Annotated in this window: 13 protein-coding genes; 1 reads left to right on the forward strand and 12 read right to left on the reverse strand. The window is 35.5% G+C overall.

Annotation, left to right across the window (positions count from 1 at the left end; translation table 11 throughout):
- Positions 1 to 76: 76 nt before the first annotated feature.
- Positions 77 to 1,837 carry a TonB-dependent receptor gene (locus LB449_RS09845; protein ID WP_224454939.1) on the reverse strand — a complete coding sequence of 587 codons (1,761 nt, stop codon included), beginning with the start codon at positions 1,835 to 1,837 and terminating at the stop codon, positions 77 to 79.
- A 108-nt stretch (positions 1,838 to 1,945) separates the two neighbouring features.
- Here LB449_RS09845 and LB449_RS09850 point away from each other — a divergent pair, with 108 nt between their 5' ends.
- Positions 1,946 to 3,319 carry an aldehyde dehydrogenase gene (locus LB449_RS09850; protein ID WP_262901858.1) on the forward strand — a complete coding sequence of 458 codons (1,374 nt, stop codon included), beginning with the start codon at positions 1,946 to 1,948 and terminating at the stop codon, positions 3,317 to 3,319.
- On the opposite strand, the gene LB449_RS09855 is transcribed toward LB449_RS09850, so the two are convergent.
- The 11 genes from LB449_RS09855 to LB449_RS09905 form a co-directional block, all read right to left on the reverse strand.
- Entirely contained in the window at positions 3,291 to 4,151 is an 861-nt protein-coding gene (locus LB449_RS09855; RefSeq protein ID WP_224454940.1) for a 5-oxoprolinase subunit C family protein, read from the reverse strand. The genes LB449_RS09850 and LB449_RS09855 overlap by 29 nt on opposite strands.
- 1 nt (position 4,152) lies before the next feature.
- Complete coding sequence (gene pxpB / locus LB449_RS09860; RefSeq protein WP_224454941.1) at positions 4,153 to 4,860, reverse strand: 5-oxoprolinase subunit PxpB; 708 nt, start codon at positions 4,858 to 4,860, stop codon at positions 4,153 to 4,155.
- Entirely contained in the window at positions 4,850 to 5,599 is a 750-nt protein-coding gene (pxpA, locus tag LB449_RS09865; RefSeq protein WP_224454942.1) for a 5-oxoprolinase subunit PxpA, read from the reverse strand. The genes pxpB and pxpA overlap by 11 nt, the downstream gene beginning before the upstream one ends.
- A 60-nt stretch (positions 5,600 to 5,659) precedes the next feature.
- Positions 5,660 to 7,198, reverse strand: a complete 1,539-nt coding sequence (locus LB449_RS09870) for a YifB family Mg chelatase-like AAA ATPase (RefSeq protein WP_224454943.1) — start codon at positions 7,196 to 7,198, stop codon at positions 5,660 to 5,662.
- 151 nt (positions 7,199 to 7,349) lie between these two features.
- Complete coding sequence (gene pgi, locus LB449_RS09875; RefSeq protein ID WP_224454944.1) at positions 7,350 to 8,984, reverse strand: glucose-6-phosphate isomerase; 1,635 nt, start codon at positions 8,982 to 8,984, stop codon at positions 7,350 to 7,352.
- On the reverse strand, positions 8,985 to 9,845 hold the full coding sequence (locus tag LB449_RS09880; protein ID WP_224454945.1) for a BadF/BadG/BcrA/BcrD ATPase family protein: 861 nt from the start codon (positions 9,843 to 9,845) through the stop codon (positions 8,985 to 8,987).
- A gap of 73 nt (positions 9,846 to 9,918) precedes the next feature.
- Positions 9,919 to 10,914, reverse strand: a complete 996-nt coding sequence (gene gap / locus LB449_RS09885) for a type I glyceraldehyde-3-phosphate dehydrogenase (RefSeq protein ID WP_224454946.1) — start codon at positions 10,912 to 10,914, stop codon at positions 9,919 to 9,921.
- A 27-nt stretch (positions 10,915 to 10,941) separates the two neighbouring features.
- Positions 10,942 to 11,925 carry a 6-phosphofructokinase gene (gene pfkA, locus LB449_RS09890; RefSeq protein ID WP_224454947.1) on the reverse strand — a complete coding sequence of 328 codons (984 nt, stop codon included), beginning with the start codon at positions 11,923 to 11,925 and terminating at the stop codon, positions 10,942 to 10,944.
- Between the two features lie 105 nt (positions 11,926 to 12,030).
- The gene (locus LB449_RS09895; RefSeq protein ID WP_224454948.1) at positions 12,031 to 13,473 is read right to left on the reverse strand and encodes an alpha-amylase family glycosyl hydrolase; all 1,443 of its coding nucleotides are present in this window, start codon (positions 13,471 to 13,473) and stop codon (positions 12,031 to 12,033) included.
- 77 nt (positions 13,474 to 13,550) lie between these two features.
- On the reverse strand, positions 13,551 to 15,443 hold the full coding sequence (locus tag LB449_RS09900) for a glycoside hydrolase family 13 protein (protein ID WP_224454949.1): 1,893 nt from the start codon (positions 15,441 to 15,443) through the stop codon (positions 13,551 to 13,553).
- Between the two features lie 5 nt (positions 15,444 to 15,448).
- Positions 15,449 to 17,557 carry a glycoside hydrolase family 97 protein gene (locus tag LB449_RS09905; RefSeq protein WP_224454950.1) on the reverse strand — a complete coding sequence of 703 codons (2,109 nt, stop codon included), beginning with the start codon at positions 17,555 to 17,557 and terminating at the stop codon, positions 15,449 to 15,451.
- Between the last annotated feature and the right edge of the window lies 1 nt (position 17,558).

Below are 17,558 nucleotides of genomic sequence, written 5' to 3' on the forward strand. Positions count from 1 at the left end.
TATATCACATGTTTGGCAAATCTACTCAAATTAAGTTTTCTAATGTTTCTTTTTCGTTAAGAAAATTAAGGGTTTATTACCAATCAAATTGATATATCAAACCTCCCAAAACTTGGAATCCCTGAACTTCGAAATTCTGCCAGCGGTTGTAGGAGTTATTCAATAAATTATTTGCATTTATAAATGCTGATAATCTATTATTGAATTTGTACTCAACAGAGGCATTTAAGTCTATAAAACCATCGACGGTGTTTACAGATGATTCATTAATGTCTAAAGCACCAGATGGAAAAGTCGTAAAATCTGCTACAAAATCTTTTCTTTCTCCTATGTAAAACAATGAAGCAGAAAAGTTCCAGTTTTTTGTAAAGTTATAATTAGCATATGATTTTAATTCGAATTCAGGTAAGTTCCACGCTTCCTGACCTTCTTCAGTAGAGAAATTTGAATACTTTCCATTGAATCCTATTGTGAAATCACTATCAATCTGGTAAGATAAATCTGCTGAAAGAGAAAAAATATCAATATCACTATAAATTACATTGAAAGAATTCTGATAGTCAAAATTTCTTCGAGTAAGGTTTCTTGATAAAAACTCATTGCTAGGATTTGATATAAAAAAAGCATGATTGGATGTGCTTGAGTAGTTTGCCTGAGTTGAAAATGATAGATTATCCAGCAGTTTTGCAGAAAAACCTGCAAAGGCATTGTATTGCTGGTCACTTGGTAGTATGGTAAGGAATGGAGACACAAATGGATTTAGTGAGCTAAAGTTCTCATAGGTGTTTTGCTGTAGACCTCCACTCACCCCAAGACTCACCTCTACAGTCTGTTGGTTTAATAAGAATTCGGCTTTTACATCAGGATAAAAGAAGACTTCACTGGAACTTTCTTCAGAGTCATTAAAAAAAACAGCTTTGGCTCCAAGTTTTACGTTCACGTTATCGTAACTCAACTCTACAAATGGATTGACGTCTGCCTGTAGCTGCTGATAATCATTTTCGAAAGGACGTATGGTAGTGGTTTCAAAACCTCCGCTTAAAAAACTAAAATCTCCCTGGATAGATAATTTTTGAGTTCTTAAAGGTATTTCAACCAGTGGCTTAATTCTTAAAAGCTGTTCTGAGTTGCTATAATCGTCTGAAAAGTTTTGAACTCTGATTTCAGCTTCTTTCAGGACATTGTCGTAAAAGCGAATTCCTCCGAAAGCCTCAAATTTGGTATAGGTCTGTTTTGAATCAATAGCGCTGATTTGCTCTTCTGATAAATTGCTGAACATAGGCGCTAAACCATAATAGTTTACTTCTCTATGATTAAAATCAATACCTGTGTTCCAATCAAAATAGCGATCTTTAGAATTAAGATTTAAACCTAATGAGGTATTAGAAAAATCATCATCCAAAACCACATCATCAATGCCTCCCTGAGATGAAAGGTGAGAAAATTCTACATTTAGGTTACGATCAGGATTTATATCAAAATTGCTATAAAAATCAGCTAGTATCGTAGCAAAATTTCCAGCTCCAAATCTTGCATAATTTTCATAAAGTTTATCTGGCGGAGACATTCTCACGCCCGAAGCAGTGCCTTTTGCTGGAGTAAATGTTGAAGCAACAGGGACATTTATAAAGGTATAGGAGACTGGCTTCCTTGTTTGTTTTATAGTATCTTTTTCACTCGGTTTTTGTTTGATTTTAAAAGCATCGTTAACCGTAGGTGAGTACTGTTTAATAATAATAAGTTTATCGGTGCTGATCGTATCTCTTTGTGCGGTAGCATTAAAACTTATGCAAATGCCAAACAAAAAAAGAATAAAATACTTTAAATTTTGATTCATTATAATTACAATTTGTCGATACAAATAACGGTATCTTTATAACATTAATAACTGTTTAGGAATGAATTTTATTTCATTATCTAATTAAAATTAATAAACATGAGCATCATGGAGAATGATATAAAAGAATTACTTAAATCTCAAGACCAATTTTTGAAGACTGCATCCAAAACTTCAGTTGAAAATCGCATTTCAATATTGAAAAAATTGAAAGCTTGTATTAAAGCTTACGAACAAGACATAGTTGATGCGATTTATAAAGATTTTCAAAAGCCGGAGTTCGAAGTTTTAACAACTGAGCTATTCGTAGTTTATAAAGAATTAAACCTATTCATAAAGAATTTAAAAAAATGGTCTAAGCCAAAATCAGTTTCATCTGCCTGGCTCAACTTCCCTTCATCAGATAAAATCCACTATGTTCCATGGGGTAAGGTATTGGTCATAGCCCCATGGAATTATCCCTTTCAGCTAGCTATCACCCCTGCGATTGGCGCCATAGCTTGTGGGAATACAGTTGTTTTAAAACCCTCCGAACACGCACCTCACACGGCAGATATTCTTAAGAAAATCTTTAATGAAGTCTTTGATGAACAACAAGGAAAAGTTATAACTGGTGCTGTTGACACTGCAAAAATATTACTAGAACAGAAATGGGATTATGTCTTTTTTACAGGCAGTGTACCCGTGGGAAGAATTGTTTCGGAGCAGATTGCAAAATATATGACGCCACATACCTTGGAACTTGGTGGTAAGAATCCTTGTATAGTAGATTCTACAGCAAAAATTGACATTGCTGCCAGAAGAATATGCTGGGGTAAATTTCTGAACGCTGGCCAGACTTGTATTGCACCAGACTATCTTATGGTTGATTCAAAAATTAGAGACGAATTTCAGGAAAAACTTATTTCAACGCTCAAGGAGTTCTACTCTGAAAATTCATATCGCGATTACACCCGGTTAATTCATGACGCTCATTTCGAAAAACTTACAGGATTTCTGAAAAATCTAAATATTATTTATGGAGGGGAATACGATGCCAAAACCAATTTTCTTGCACCTACTTTGGTGGATTCTCCAAACTTATCATCACCGCTTATGGAAGAGGAGATCTTTGGTCCTATTTTGCCTATCTACTCCTATTCCTCATTTGATGAACTTGAAGAGATGATCACCTCTTTTGAAAAACCCTTATCTCTCTACGTATTTAGTGAAAGCAAAGATTTTGCCGAGCAAGTCAACGAAACATTTGAATTTGGAGGAGGAGTAATAAACGACACGATTGTGCATTTTGTCAACGACAAGCTACCTTTTGGAGGTGTTGGAGATAGCGGCGTAGGAAACTATCATGGTAGAGCATCTTTCGATACTTTTACAAGAAGAAAACCAATAGTATATCGTAAAACCTGGTTGGATATTCCGATTAAATATCCTCCATATACTCGAGTGGATACCTTTAAATCTTTTCTAAATTTATTTCGATAAGATTAAACTTGAATTTTGATTTTGCTCTTTTCTGAGAAAGTAAGTTGATGGCTTTTTCCGAGAACTGAAGAATACGTGGATAACCTCCTGTGACTTGAGCATCTCTCATAAGTGCGATCATTTTCCCCTCTGGTGTATATTGAACGGTTCCTGGCAAAACAGGTCCTGTTGTGATCTCTTCCAATTCATTGTCAAGGCGTTCCTGAATTTCGTAAGCCATGCGATTCTGTGAAGTTGAAAGTGAAAATTCAGCGTTATTTAATTGATATTGAAGAGTTTGACTAAGTTTTTGGAATTCAGGACCCTTAAAAACGTCCAAAACTGAAGTTTTGTAATATTCCAGATTCAGTATTGGACAATCAGCCCCACTTACTCCCTCATAGGATACATAGATAATTTTATCACTCTTTTTAAGTTGATGCTGAGTTAAAGCCTTATAAAAACTTTGACTCCCCAAAAAAGCACCAGACTGGAAACCGTCTTTAACAGCGATATACCCCCAGTTTCCTTCAATTAATTGCTTAATCAATATCTGATCTCCGCTCTTAATTTTTATAATAGAATTAGATTCAATTTGTTCATCATTCAAAAGGATTTCTCCATCTAAAACTGCAATGCAAATAAATGTTGGGGAATCGAATTCGAGCTTAAGTCCTTGTTGATAAAACTCTATACAAGCAGAATTCTCTTTATTGCCCAAAACATGGTTGGCAAACCTGTAAAGGTTAAAATCCATCGCTCCGGAAATAGGGATTCCCTGTGGCATTCCTTCGGTGCGCCCCTCATCTTGAATCGTTGCATAAAGTCCAGTTTGCTTTACATTTATGCTCATACTACCATTTATTATAATTGAATTGAGATTGAATATCTTCAAATTCATCTTTTGTAATAGGTTCAAATTGAATCTTATCGCCAGCCTGTAAATAACAATAACGAGTAGGATTTTCTGAATCAAATAACTGAATTGGACTCCTACCAATAATTTGCCAACCCCCAGGAGAATCTAGTGAATAAATTCCAGTTTGCTGATCGGCAATTCCAACAGATCCACTAGGAATTTGCCGTCTTGGTTGTGATTTTCTTCGATGAAAAAGCGATGAATCAAGACCTCCCAAATATGGAAAGCCAGGTAGAAAACCAATGAAGTAAACTGTGTAAACAGCCTCTGAATGATTCTTAATAATTTCATCAACCGATAAGCTTAAATCTTCTGAAAGTAATTCCAAATCCCAGCCATAATCATGGTCATAACATACCGGTATTTTCTTGATTGGGGAATCCAATATATTGACTATTTTCGAGTCATAAATCTGCTCTAAAAGGTCTTTTTTTGCTTCATAGAAATTATTTATAGTATGTTTGTAAATAATTAATAATGAGTTATATGAATTGATTACCTGAAGTATTAATTCATGTTTATCTGTCAGTAATTTATTTTTAAGATAAAGGAGATGATTTAAAAGATTTTCATTGATTTCTTCGTCAAATTCTACAAGAATTGATCTCTCATTAATTTGAAAAATTCTAAATTTATGACTCATAATCCTCTCCTATTTTAATTCCATTTTCAATGAGTTTAGCTCTTAAAACTTGGAGGATTTTTAGGGCATTAGCTGTATCGCTATGAACACAAATGGTATCAAATTCTTGATTAATTATTTCTCCAGAAAGAGACAAAACTTCATGATTATTGATCATCGATAGTACTCTTTCAAAAATCAAATCTGGATCGTTTAATACTGCTCCATTTTCTTTTCTTGAAACTAAACTTAAGTCATTTTGATAAGATCGGTCTGCAAAACCTTCCATCCACAAAGTAATAGATTTTGGAATTTTGTAAGAAAAATTTACATTAGGTGGTGTAAATAAAATCATCTCTGAATTTCTTTCTATAACTACATTGAAAATTAAATCAGCGATTTTTTGACTTTTACGCATATCGTTATAAAGTGCTCCATGAGGCTTGATGTGATGAAGCTTCACTCCATAGCCTTTGCAGGATTTTTCTATTATATCTATCTGCTGATGCAAGTGTTCTTTCAATTCATCAAGAGATAAATCCATTGACTTCCTTCCAAAGTTATCAAAATCTGGATATGAGGGATGAGCGCCAACATTAACATGATGTGTTTTAGCTAAGCTAACGGCTAGATCTACAGAATTTCTATCACCAAAATGTCCACCACAGGCGATATTACAAGATGAAATAAGAGGCATGATGTCAGCATCAAAATTCCCGCCTTCCCCAAGATCACAATTGATATCAATAGTTTTATTCATATCGAAATATATGCAATGATGAGAACTTTGGAAACTTTATAAGCTTAATCTTTAGTAAAATCAACCCAACCAACCCTCACGATCAAGACTTCTGTACTGAATAGCTTCAGAAATGTGAGCGCCTTTGATCTCTGCTGAAGCTTCAAGATCGGCTATAGTTCTAGATACCTTCAAAATTCGATCATAAGCTCTGGCAGACAAATTAAGCCGTTCCATAGCTGTTTTCAATAAGGTTTTGGAGGATTCCTCGAGTTTACAAAATTGCTTGATATGCTTTACGTTCATCTGGGCATTGTAATGTACGTTTTCGAATGCTTTGAAGCGCTCAGTTTGAAATTCCCTGGCTTTGGTGACGCGTTCTCTTATCTGTATACTGCTTTCCCCTTTTCGCTCATCACTTAATTTATCAAAAGGAACAGGAGTGACTTCTATATGAATATCAATTCTATCGAGCAAGGGTCCACTGATTTTTCCTAAATAGCGCTGCATTTCGGCTGGTGAAGAAGTTACAGGGGCATCAGGATCATTAAAGTAGCCACTTGGGCTAGGATTCATACTTGCCACCAACATAAAGCTGGATGGATAAGTCACTGTAAATTTCGCTCTTGAAATAGTAACTTCCCGATCTTCAAGTGGTTGCCGCATCACTTCAAGAACTGTTCGTTTAAACTCTGGTAATTCATCCAAAAATAAAATACCATTATGGGCTAGTGAAATTTCACCCGGCTGAGGATAAGCACCACCGCCGACTAAGGCTACATCTGAAATTGTATGATGTGGACTTCTAAACGGACGCTCGGCCATCAAACCAACATTTTCTTTTACTCTTCCAACTACCGAATGTATTTTCGTAGTCTCTAAAGCCTCTTGCAGACTCATAGGTGGTAAAATACTTGGCAAACGTTTGGCTAACATAGTTTTTCCAGACCCTGGAGGACCAACCATAATGATATTATGTCCACCAGCGGCTGCAATTTCCATACAGCGCTTGATAGATTCCTGACCTTTCACATCAGCAAAATCAAACTCTGGGTGTGCAAGGTTGTTGTAAAATATTTCTCTTGTATTGATTTTGGTAGCCTCCAGAGGCTCATCCTTATCAAAAAAATTGATGACTTCACTAATGCTTTCAACTCCATAAACTTCGAGATTATCGACAATAGCCGCTTCTTTTGCATTTTGTTTAGGCAAAATAAATCCTTTGAATCCTTCTTGCCTGGCTTTTATAGCAATTGGTAAAGCTCCTCTGATGGGCTGTAAACTTCCATCGAGAGACAATTCACCCATAATGATGTATTTATCAATATCATCAGATTTGATCTGATTGGAAGCTGAAAGAATGCCAAGTGCAAGAGTTAAATCGTAAGCAGAGCCTTCCTTACGCATATCTGCCGGAGCCATATTGACTATGATTTTCTTTCCTGGAAATTTAAATCCATTGTTTTTTAAAGCTGCCTGAATTCTAAAACTACTTTCTCGAATCGCATTGTCTGGCAAGCCTACAAGGTGATAGCCTATGCCTTTTTCCATATTGATTTCGACAGTAATAATTTCAGCATCAACTCCGAAGACGGAACTTCCAAAAACTTTGACAAGCATAATAAATTGATTAGCGGTTAGTTAATCTAAAAATATGCTTTTTTCCATAAAGTTTATAAAAATCAAAACTTTATTAAAATATTTAAATGGTAAAAAACAAAAACCCCGAATTCATTTCGGGGTTTGATGATGATGAATAATGAAATATACGTTAAGACTTGAAATGTTTCAACAATTCTAACGTGGAAGCATCGTGCTGATTTTCAATACTTGACGATTGAATATCCTGTAATGTGCCCTTAGCCAATTGTTTACCAAGTTCCACTCCCCACTGGTCATAACTGAATATGTTCCAAATCACACCTTGGACAAAAATTTTATGCTCATACATGGCTACCAATTTTCCCAAAGATTTTGGAGTTAGTTCATCTATTAAAATTGAAGTCGTAGGTCTATTTCCTTCGAAAACTTTAAAAGGCAGTAACTTTTGAATTTCTTCAACACCCAAACCTTGGCTTTCAGGTTCAGCATGAACTTCGACTTTAGATTTACCCTTCATTAAAGCTTCAGTTTGAGCAAAATAATTAGCCATCAAGATGTCGTGATGGTTTAAATTACCGTGCAGTGATTTTTTATAACCAATAAAATCAGAAGGAATTAATTTTGTTCCCTGGTGAATTAATTGAAAAAAAGCATGTTGTGAATTGGTTCCTGGCTCACCCCAAACAATAGTTCCCGTCTGGTAATTCACCTTCACTCCTGCTCTATCTACACTTTTCCCATTGCTTTCCATGGAAGCTTGCTGCAGATAAGGTGCCAATTTTTGAAGATATTGCGTGTAAGGAATAATTGCTTCGCTTTCAGCATTCATAAAGTTATTATACCATATACCAAGTAAAGCAAGGATAACAGGCATGTTTTCTTTGAAGTCTGAAGTTTTGAAGTGCATGTCCATGTCTTCTGCTCCATCCAGTAAGTCCTGGAAGTTTTTTGAGCCGACACTCACAGCAATAGAAAGTCCAGCGGCACTCCACAAAGAAAAACGACCTCCAACCCAGTCATACATTGGAAAAATATTTTCTTTATCAATACCGAAGTCTTCTACTGCTTGTATGTTGGTAGACACAGCAACAAAATTATGCTTCACATCTGCTTTAGTTGCAGATTTCAAAAACCAATCCCTTACGGTAGTAGCATTTGTAAGAGTTTCCTGAGTTTTAAATGATTTAGAAACGATGAGAAATAAGGTAGTTTCAGGATTGAGATTTTTTAAAGTCTCTAAAACATGATCTCCATCTACATTTGAAATAAAATGTGGACTAATCCCTTCCTGGTAATAAGCTAAAGCATCAATAATCATTTGTGGGCCTAAGTCAGAACCGCCAATACCAATATTTACAACATCTGTAAACCTTTTGCCTGTATATGATTTTCGATTTCCAGAATTAACTTGATCGGCAAAGGTTTTTATTTTATTCAAAACAGCTTGAACATCTTTAAAAACATCTTTATCATCAACTTTAGCTGAATTGTTTTCTGAAGTTCGTAATGCGGTGTGCAGTACTGCTCTACCTTCAGTTTCATTGATTTTATCACCTTCAAAGTAAGCCTTTATAGCATTTTTTAAATCAGCTTCTTCAGCAAGATTCAATAATTGATTAAAAACATCTTTATCAATTAAATTTTTAGAAAAATCAATCAGAAAATCATCATTATGTATTGAAAATTCATCAAAACGTTTAGAATTTGATGCAAATAACTTTCCTAAATCATATTTTTTTCCAGAAAGTAATTCGAGTTCCTTCCAGGATTTATAATTGATTGGAGATTGAGTTTGTAAGGGCATTTATTTTACTTTTAAAACGTTGTTTTTATAATGGTCTATGAGACCATCTATAGGTCTTCTTATCACATTTCCAATGTCTAAGTGATAGCGCTTAGCTACATCTCTAATGATGTCTTCAGAAAAGAAAGCTATAGATCCTATGAAATGAATAGGAACGCCTTGAGCTTGTTTAAAACACATCACTCGCCGTTCAATAAACTTTTCAATTCCTTCGTATATCAACTTATAGAAATAACCATTTCTTTCTTCGGAAGTGAAAATAAATTCAGCGAAGGAAGCTAGATAAGTGTTTGGATTGTCTTCTTTGTAGACGTTTCTTTTAATTGTATCTGCGTCTAAATCATAGCGCTTTTCAAACTCGCGACTCATGTGATCTCCCATAAATTTATAGTAGTAATCACGAATAAGACGTTTACCAAAATAATTTCCACTCGCTTCATCCATTAGTACATATCCAAGAGATTCTATCTCCATGTGGACATTTTTACCATCGAAAAAACAAGAATTGGAACCAGTTCCCAAAATACACACAATGCCAGGTTCTGTAGTTGCGGCTAGAGCTGCAGCGACCATATCCTCATCAACATTTATCTCTGCTTCCTCAAAAAAGTCTTGCAAAATGTCTGTAAGATTTTTTGCTGGAGTCGGTGTTCCACATCCTGCACCATAAAAATCAACTCTGGAAACTTTAGGAATCATTTCCTTTAGTTCGTCATTTTCTTCCAGGCGAGCTTTTAAACTTTCTGGTTTAAAGACGGCTGGGTTCAAACCTTTGGTTCGTGTTCTAGATTCTACATCACCTCTATCGTTTAATAGGATCCAGTCACATTTTGTTGAGCCACCATCTGCTATAAGTATCATGAAATTAAGTTTAGGTTAAAATAAAAAAAGCTTATTTCCAATTAAGAAATAAGCTTTTTTTTGAAGTTGATAATTACAATTTAGCAACGTGTAAGGCTAAATCTACCATTTTAGCAGAATAACCATATTCATTATCATACCAAGATATTAACTTAAAGAAGTTATCATTTAAAGCAATACCAGCATTGGCATCAAAATTTGAAGTTGCTGTTTCTGATACAAAATCTTGAGAAACCACTTCATCTTCATAATACCCTAAAACACCCTTCATAGGTCCATCAGCGGCGGCCTTCATTGCTGCTTTTACTTCTTCATAAGTTGCTGATTTTTCAGTTCTTACTGTTAAATCCACTACAGATACATCTGCAGTTGGAACACGAAAAGCCATACCAGTTAACTTACCTTCTACTTCTTTTATTACTTTACCTACTGCAACAGCGGCACCTGTACTGGCAGGAATAATATTATTAATTGCACTTCTACCTAATCTGTAAGCTTTAGCTGATGGTGAATCTACAGTAAATTGTGTTGAAGTTGCAGCGTGAATTGTAGTCATCAAACCTTCTACAATACCGAAGTTATCATTGATTACTTTGGTTATTGGAGCAAGACAGTTAGTTGTACAAGAAGCGTTAGAAACAATTGTATCTTCTGCTTTTGCATCATTTTCATTTACTCCCATCACAAACATTGGTGCTGTTTTGGAAGGTGCAGAAATCACAACTTTTTTAGCGCCTGCTTCTAAGTGAGCAGAAGCGTTGTCTTTTTCTTTAAAGATACCTGTACATTCTAAAATAACCTCAGCGCCTACTGCATCCCATTTCAGTTGTTTTGGATCTCTTTCAGCTGTAATTCTGATTGATTTTCCGTCAACAACAAGATTTCCATCTTTTACATCTACAGATTTGTTGAATCTTCCGTGAACTGAATCATATTTAAGCATATAAGCTAGATGATCTACATCGAGTAAATCATTAATTCCTACAATTTCTACATCTTTATTTTCCATTGCTATTCTAAAAGCAATTCTACCAATACGGCCAAAGCCGTTAATTCCTATTTTTGTCATAATTATTGAATTTTAATTTATTTATAATTAAGTGGATACAATATCCGCAACTCTTAAAAGATCGGTATCCAATATTTTTTTGATGTTTATAGCAGTTTCAAATGGTACATAAACAATTTTCTTATGTTCTATGCCAACCATTATATTCGACTGGCCTTCCAGTAACGCATCGACAGCTCCAACTCCAAGGCGACTTGCTAGAACTCTATCAAAACAACTTGGAGATCCTCCACGTTGAATATGCCCTAGTACTGTAACTTTAACTTCATAACCTAAAAGACTGGATTCTATAGATTCTGCTACCTCAGCTATATTCTTTCCAATTTGATCGCCTTCAGAAACCACAACAATACTGGAAGTTTTTCCAGTTTTTCTACTTTTATCAAGAGATTCTATAAGTCTATCAATACCTAGATTTTCTTCAGGGATAAGTATTTCTTCTGCTCCTGCCCCAATACCGCTATTTAAAGCAATATCTCCAGCATCTCTTCCCATAACTTCTACCAAAAATAATCGGTCGTGAGAACTTGCGGTGTCTCTTATTTTATCAATAGCTTCAACTACTGTATTAAGAGCGGTATCGTAACCAATTGTATAATCAGTTCCATTGATATCATTATCGATAGTCCCAGGAATTCCAATGATTGGCATATCAAATTCTTTGCTGAATATTGAAGCACCTGTAAAAGTTCCATCACCGCCTATAACTACTAAAGCATCAATATTACGAGATTTAAGATTTTTGAAAGCTTTTTGACGGCCTTCCTTAGTCATAAAATCTTTTGACCGAGCGGATTTTAAAAATGTTCCACCTCGATTAATTGTGTTTTTTACATCCCGAGCACCGAGTTCGATAAATTCATTTTCTATGAGACCCTGAAACCCTCTGTATATACCATCACATTTTAGACCAGAGTAAGCTGCATTTCTTACTACAGCGCGTATAGCTGCATTCATACCCGGAGAATCTCCTCCAGAGGTTAAAACTGCGATTTTATTTATTTTTTCCATTAATTTCAAATATAGTCTAAATATAAGATTCTTTATAAACAACTTATTGACTCAAACGATTTCGATACCTGAACATTATCAAAAATTTATAAAATTTTTACAAAATTACCTGTCTGACAAAATTTTGTATTCCCAAGGCTCGAAATTGTGAAGTTGATCTGTTTTTAGTTCAATATCGTCAGAAGTCATCATATCTTGAAATTTACCCGAAATTGAAAATTTAAAATCTTGTGGATCTTCAGAGAAATTTGCCACATAAATTAGCTTTTTACCTTCTTTTTCCCTTTCAAATGCAATAATATTTTCATCATTTGTAGTTGTAATTCTTTCATAAGAAGCGGCCTCCTTTCCACCATTTAAAGGCTTTAGTTGATTTTTCAATTCTCCAAGTTTTACGTGTACATTCCAAAATTCTCCTTTAGATTTTGGAATAGAGTCTTTTTCAAAAAACTTGAGTCTTTTATCCATCCCATATTCCTGTCCGCTGTAGATCAATGGCATGCCAGGTAAAGCGTAAGTAAAAGCTAGCATGGCTTCAGATGCGGAACCCATACGCTCATCAAAGGTTCCATTCCAAGAATTTTCGTCATGATTGGTGATGAAATTCATTAAATAATCATCTTCTTGATAAGTTGTATCAATCTTAGTCATATAGTCATCCCAGTCTTTTACAGACATTTCACCTTGGGCAATTTCATTCATAATATGATGACCTTCCCAGTTGTAACCCATATCAAAGGCTTGATAAAACAAATCTTTATCTTCGCTTTCCGCCAACATAAAGACTGGCTTTTCCTTTTTCAGCTCAGGAACAACAAAATTCCAAAAATCTGTCGTAACGTTTCCAGCCACATCACAACGGAAACCGTCAATGTTTTTCTCTTTTACCCAATAAACCATCTCGTCTTTCATGGCTGTCCATAAAGAATCATTTTCATAATTGAGATGAGCCACATCAGTCCAACCCCAGGTTTCTCCAGTATCTGGATTGATAGGATCTGTAACTTCACCATCTTTATTTTTATGATAGTATTCCGGATGTTCTTCAATCCATTTATGATCCCAGCCTGTATGATTTGCTACCCAATCTAAAATCACGTACATGCCATTATCGTGAGCAGTTTCCACCAGATTTTCAAAATCTTCCATAGACCCAAATTCAGGATTGATGGCTGTATAATCTGAAATCGCATAATAACTTCCCAAATACTTTTCCTTTTCTTTAGGATCTTCAATATCTTCAATAGATAAATCTGGAGTGGCTTTTCTATTTTTCATCGAAATGGGATAAATCGGCATCAACCAAATGACCTTCACACCCAGCTCCTTTAATTGAGGAATATCTTTTGTGAATTCTGAAAACGTTCCTTCAGGTGAATATTGACGAATATTCGCTTCATAAATTACTGATGATTCCAATATTTCATTTGAAATCGGTTCGAAAGATGCTGTTTCTTCCTCTTGTTTTTTGACATCTTTTTCTTGCTTACAAGCTACAAAAAGCAGCATAAGGCTTAAAGTAATTGAAAGTATTTTGACATGTTTCATAATCTTTTTTTAAGTAATATTTATTCTGAATTTACTAGTCAGTAAAACAATTGATCTTACTGTAATTTCGTAGAACATTAGTTAGAACTAAATATTGAAAACCCTGATGGAACTCTGATGTCTTTATCAAAACTGAGTTCTGAATTTTCTAAAACACTTCTGAATTTGATTTTCGATAAATTCAACTCTTCAAACCTTGAAGTTTTTATTTGTTTTTCTTCGGAATTAGTATTAAGAAAAGTGACTACAATTTCGTCCTCATGAATTCTGAAAACAGGATAAATTCCATCAAATGGAACAAAATGAACCATTTCTCCTTCTAGAATTGCTTTAGAATTTTTTCTGAAGTTCAATAAGGTTTTCAAAAAATTCTGAAATTGTTTTTTCTCGGTATCCAAATTTTCACCAGTAAAAGCGTTGATTGGATCGCCTTCCCAGCCTCCAGGGAAATCGGTCCTGATCAATCCATGATCACCTCGCTTGTCTGAATTATCCATCAAGATTTCCGTTCCATAGTAAATTTGAGGAGTTCTTGGCAAAGTAAAGATCAAGCCCAAAGCCATTTTGGTTTTTTCAATATCCTCATTAAGCTGAGTGAAAATCCTATCCATATCATGATTATCTGGAAAAATCATGATGTCCTTAGGTTCTGGATAAGTGAAATCGTTAGCCAATCCTTCATAGATTTTCACTAATCCATTTCCCCAGCCTTCATTGCCTTCATTCAAAGCCTGGACAATTTTCATTTGCATGGGGAAGTCCATGACTGACCTTAAATTAGACTCATAACCGTCTTTATTCTGAGCTCCGTCTTGCCAGTAACTCACAAGTACTTGGTCGGTCGTCCACTCCTCGCCTACTATATTAAAATTGGGATATTCACTCATAATCGCTCCAGCCCAGTCAGACATGAAATCTTTATCAGGATAAGGATAAGTATCCTGGCGGATACCGTGCAATTGCAAAGTTTCTACCCACCAAATGCTATTCTGAATAATGTACTGCGCCAGAAATGAATTCTTTTGGTTTAAGTCTGGCATTGTAGTCACAAACCAACCCTGATTATTCAATTTTGTGTCTATATCCGAAGCGTAAGGATCTTGATTGGTAGACCGTTTATGGTTGGAAGTCGGTATCTCTTCTTCAGATTCATATTTTTTCTGAAAATTTAACCAATTTTCAAAAGGTAAGTCATCCATCCACCAGTGACCACTTCCACAATGGTTGGCCACCATATCCATGATCAATCCTATCCCTTTTTCTGAAGCTTTTTGAGAAAGCGCTTTATATAGTTCCAAATCTCCAAATCTTGGGTCAACTTCATAAAAATCAGTAATCGCATAACCATGATAAGACGAATTTTCCATATCGTTCGTCAACAACGGACTCGACCAAATACTGGTAAAACCCATCTCTGAAATGTAATCCAAATGGTCAATAATACCTTGGATGTCTCCTCCATGACGAGCATAGCCACTACTTCGGTCCACTTTAGTTTCTCTTAAACTTTTAACTACATCGTTACTGGGGTCACCATTAGCAAAACGATCTGGCGTAATTAAGTAAACTACATCAGTATGATCAAAACCAACAAAATCCTCTGCCGATTGTTCTCTAGATTTTAATTCGAAGTCAAAACTCAAGTTTTTAGTTCCTTTTTTTTTGAATTTAATCTCAAATATGCCCGTCTCAGCAACTTCGGAAATTTTTAAATCAATAAACAAATAATTCGGGCTGTCGGCTTTATGGATTTCAGTGATTTCAACACCCTTGTATTTTAACTGAGGTTCGTAAGTTGAAATACCATTGGCATGTACTAAAAGTTGAATCTCATTCATTTGCATGCCAACCCACCAATTTGGAGGTTCAACGCGGATATCCTGAGCATTTAAATCAACTGAAAACAGATTCAGAAGGAAGAAACATCCAAAAATTAATTTTAAAAAAGTAGATTGAGTTTTCAGTTTCATAGCTTTTATTTTTCAATAATACTTATTGCAAAACCACCACCTGAAGCAGACTTCAATTTCAAAGTCGACCTGCTGGTCACCTTTTTGGTTGAAATCTCGTAAGCTTGCGGATTGGTTTTGTAATGCGCATCTTTTGCATCAGCATAAATGGTAGCTTCATAGGTTTTTCCTTTTTCAAGAAAATCTAATTCCACCTGAGTTTTTCTAGGTGTTGTGCCGTTTACATTACCAATAAACCAGCTTGATTCGTCTTTGGCTTTTCTTGCTACCGTAAGGTATTCTCCTGGTTCTGCTTCCAAATAGTGACTTTCGTCCCAATCTATGGCGACATCTTTGATAAATTGAAAAGCATCCATAAACTGCTCATAATGTTCAGGTAAATCTGCTGCCATCTGTAATGGGCTATACATCGTAACGTATAAAGCCAATTGATTGGCAATAGTAGAATTGACATGAGAATTGTTATCCGGATTCAATTTGCTGATGTCCATTTCAAAAATTCCCGGGGTGTAATCCATCGGCCCACCAATTAATCTTGTGAAAGGCAAAATGGTGACATGATTTGGTTTTGAACCGCCAAAGACCTGAAACTCTGTTCCTCTAGCTGACTCATTTCCTATCAAATTCGGGTAAGTTCTACGAAGTCCTGTTGGTCTCACAGCTTCATGAGCGTTAACCATTATTTTGTAATCTGCTGCTTTTTTTACGGCATATAAATAGTGATTAATGGCCCATTGTCCATAGTGACGCTCTCCTCTCGGAATAATATCACCAACATACCCACTTTTTACAGAGGTATAGCCGCATTTGTTCATAAACTGATACGCTGTATCTAGATGACGCTCATAATTTCTGATGGCACCAGAAGTCTCGTGGTGCATCATCATTTCAATGTTTTTGGATCTTGCGTAATCATGGATTTCTTCAACATCAAAATCTGGATAAGGCGTAACAAAATCAAAAACAAAATCTTTAGAATTGCCAAACCAATCTTCCCAGCCTTCATTCCACCCTTCTACTAGCAAGGCATCAAAACCATGTTTGGAAGCAAAGTCAATGTATTTTTTGACATGTTCTGTATTTGCAGCATGTTTTCCGTTAGGAGTAGTTTTAGAATAGTCCGTCTCTCCCAGTTTCACAGACGGGAGGTCATCGGTATAATTCCAGGTGCTCTTACCTGTTATCATTTCCCACCAAACGCCCATATATTTAATGGGTTTTATCCAAGACGTATCCTCTAAAGTATTGGGCTCGTTGAGATTTAAGGTCATATTGGAAGCCAAAATATCTGTGGCGTCATCGCTAACCATAACCGTTCTCCAAGGTGAAACTGCAGGGGCTTGTAAATAGCCTTTGTTACCAACCGCATCTGGCGTTAACCAAGATTTGAAAGTCAAACTCGATTCGTCTAAGTTTAGATTCATTAATGAATACTCTTTTAAAGCCGCTTCATGAAGATTAATATAGATCCCGTCTTCAGATTTCATCATTAATGAGGTTTGAACTCCAGTTTTTGCAAACTGCTCTTGGGATGCATTTCCTGTCAATGCATCATCAAATAATCCGCTAATTTCTGAAAGTTTTGAAGTGGTATAATCATATTCCTGAGAATCATAATCTCCAGGAATCCAATACGCAGTATGATCGCCAGTCATCCCAAATTCAGTATGCTCTTCTTTGATCACGAAATACACCAAGTTTTCCTGCTGTGGAAACTCATATCGGAAACCTAAACCTTCATCAAACAGACGAAAACGGATGATGATGTGGCGGTTCATTTCGGGTTGTTCCAAAGTAAAAGCTACTTCGTTATAATGATTTATGATTTCAGATTGTTCGCCCCAGACTGGCTCCCAGACTTCATTAAAACTTGTTTCTGAAACCTCTTTGACTTCAAAACCATTCATTAATGAAGTCTCATCATCGACCAACTCTAAACCAAGTTGACTTTCTTTAATGACTTCTTTTCCTTTATAGTGAAGTGAATAAAAAGGTGTTCCCACCTCATTCAATTTGAAATTAAGCTCATGTTCAGAATTTGGTGACTTCAGCGTTTGTCCGTAACTCAGTATTGATGACATTATTACTCCCAATACTATTAATCGTTTTTTCATT

It is taken from the genome of Psychroflexus lacisalsi, from assembly GCF_020164495.1.
Lineage (GTDB): Bacteria > Bacteroidota > Bacteroidia > Flavobacteriales > Flavobacteriaceae > Psychroflexus > Psychroflexus lacisalsi.

Coding starts and splice junctions, on each gene's coding strand:
- pxpB (WP_224454941.1), bottom strand. CDS start 4,860: ATGAGTCATAAATTTAGAATTTTTCAAATTAATGAGAGATCAATTCTT.
- pfkA (WP_224454947.1), bottom strand. CDS start 11,925: ATGGAAAAAATAAATAAAATCGCAGTTTTAACCTCTGGAGGAGATTCT.
- LB449_RS09880 (WP_224454945.1), bottom strand. CDS start 9,845: ATGATACTTATAGCAGATGGTGGCTCAACAAAATGTGACTGGATCCTA.
- gap (WP_224454946.1), bottom strand. CDS start 10,914: ATGACAAAAATAGGAATTAACGGCTTTGGCCGTATTGGTAGAATTGCT.
- LB449_RS09870 (WP_224454943.1), bottom strand. CDS start 7,198: ATGCTTGTCAAAGTTTTTGGAAGTTCCGTCTTCGGAGTTGATGCTGAA.
- pxpA (WP_224454942.1), bottom strand. CDS start 5,599: ATGAATAAAACTATTGATATCAATTGTGATCTTGGGGAAGGCGGGAAT.
- LB449_RS09850 (WP_262901858.1), top strand. CDS start 1,946: ATGGAGAATGATATAAAAGAATTACTTAAATCTCAAGACCAATTTTTG.
- LB449_RS09845 (WP_224454939.1), bottom strand. CDS start 1,837: ATGAATCAAAATTTAAAGTATTTTATTCTTTTTTTGTTTGGCATTTGC.
- LB449_RS09855 (WP_224454940.1), bottom strand. CDS start 4,151: ATGAGCATAAATGTAAAGCAAACTGGACTTTATGCAACGATTCAAGAT.
- pgi (WP_224454944.1), bottom strand. CDS start 8,984: ATGCCCTTACAAACTCAATCTCCAATCAATTATAAATCCTGGAAGGAA.
- LB449_RS09900 (WP_224454949.1), bottom strand. CDS start 15,443: ATGAAACTGAAAACTCAATCTACTTTTTTAAAATTAATTTTTGGATGT.
- LB449_RS09895 (WP_224454948.1), bottom strand. CDS start 13,473: ATGAAACATGTCAAAATACTTTCAATTACTTTAAGCCTTATGCTGCTT.
- LB449_RS09905 (WP_224454950.1), bottom strand. CDS start 17,557: ATGAAAAAACGATTAATAGTATTGGGAGTAATAATGTCATCAATACTG.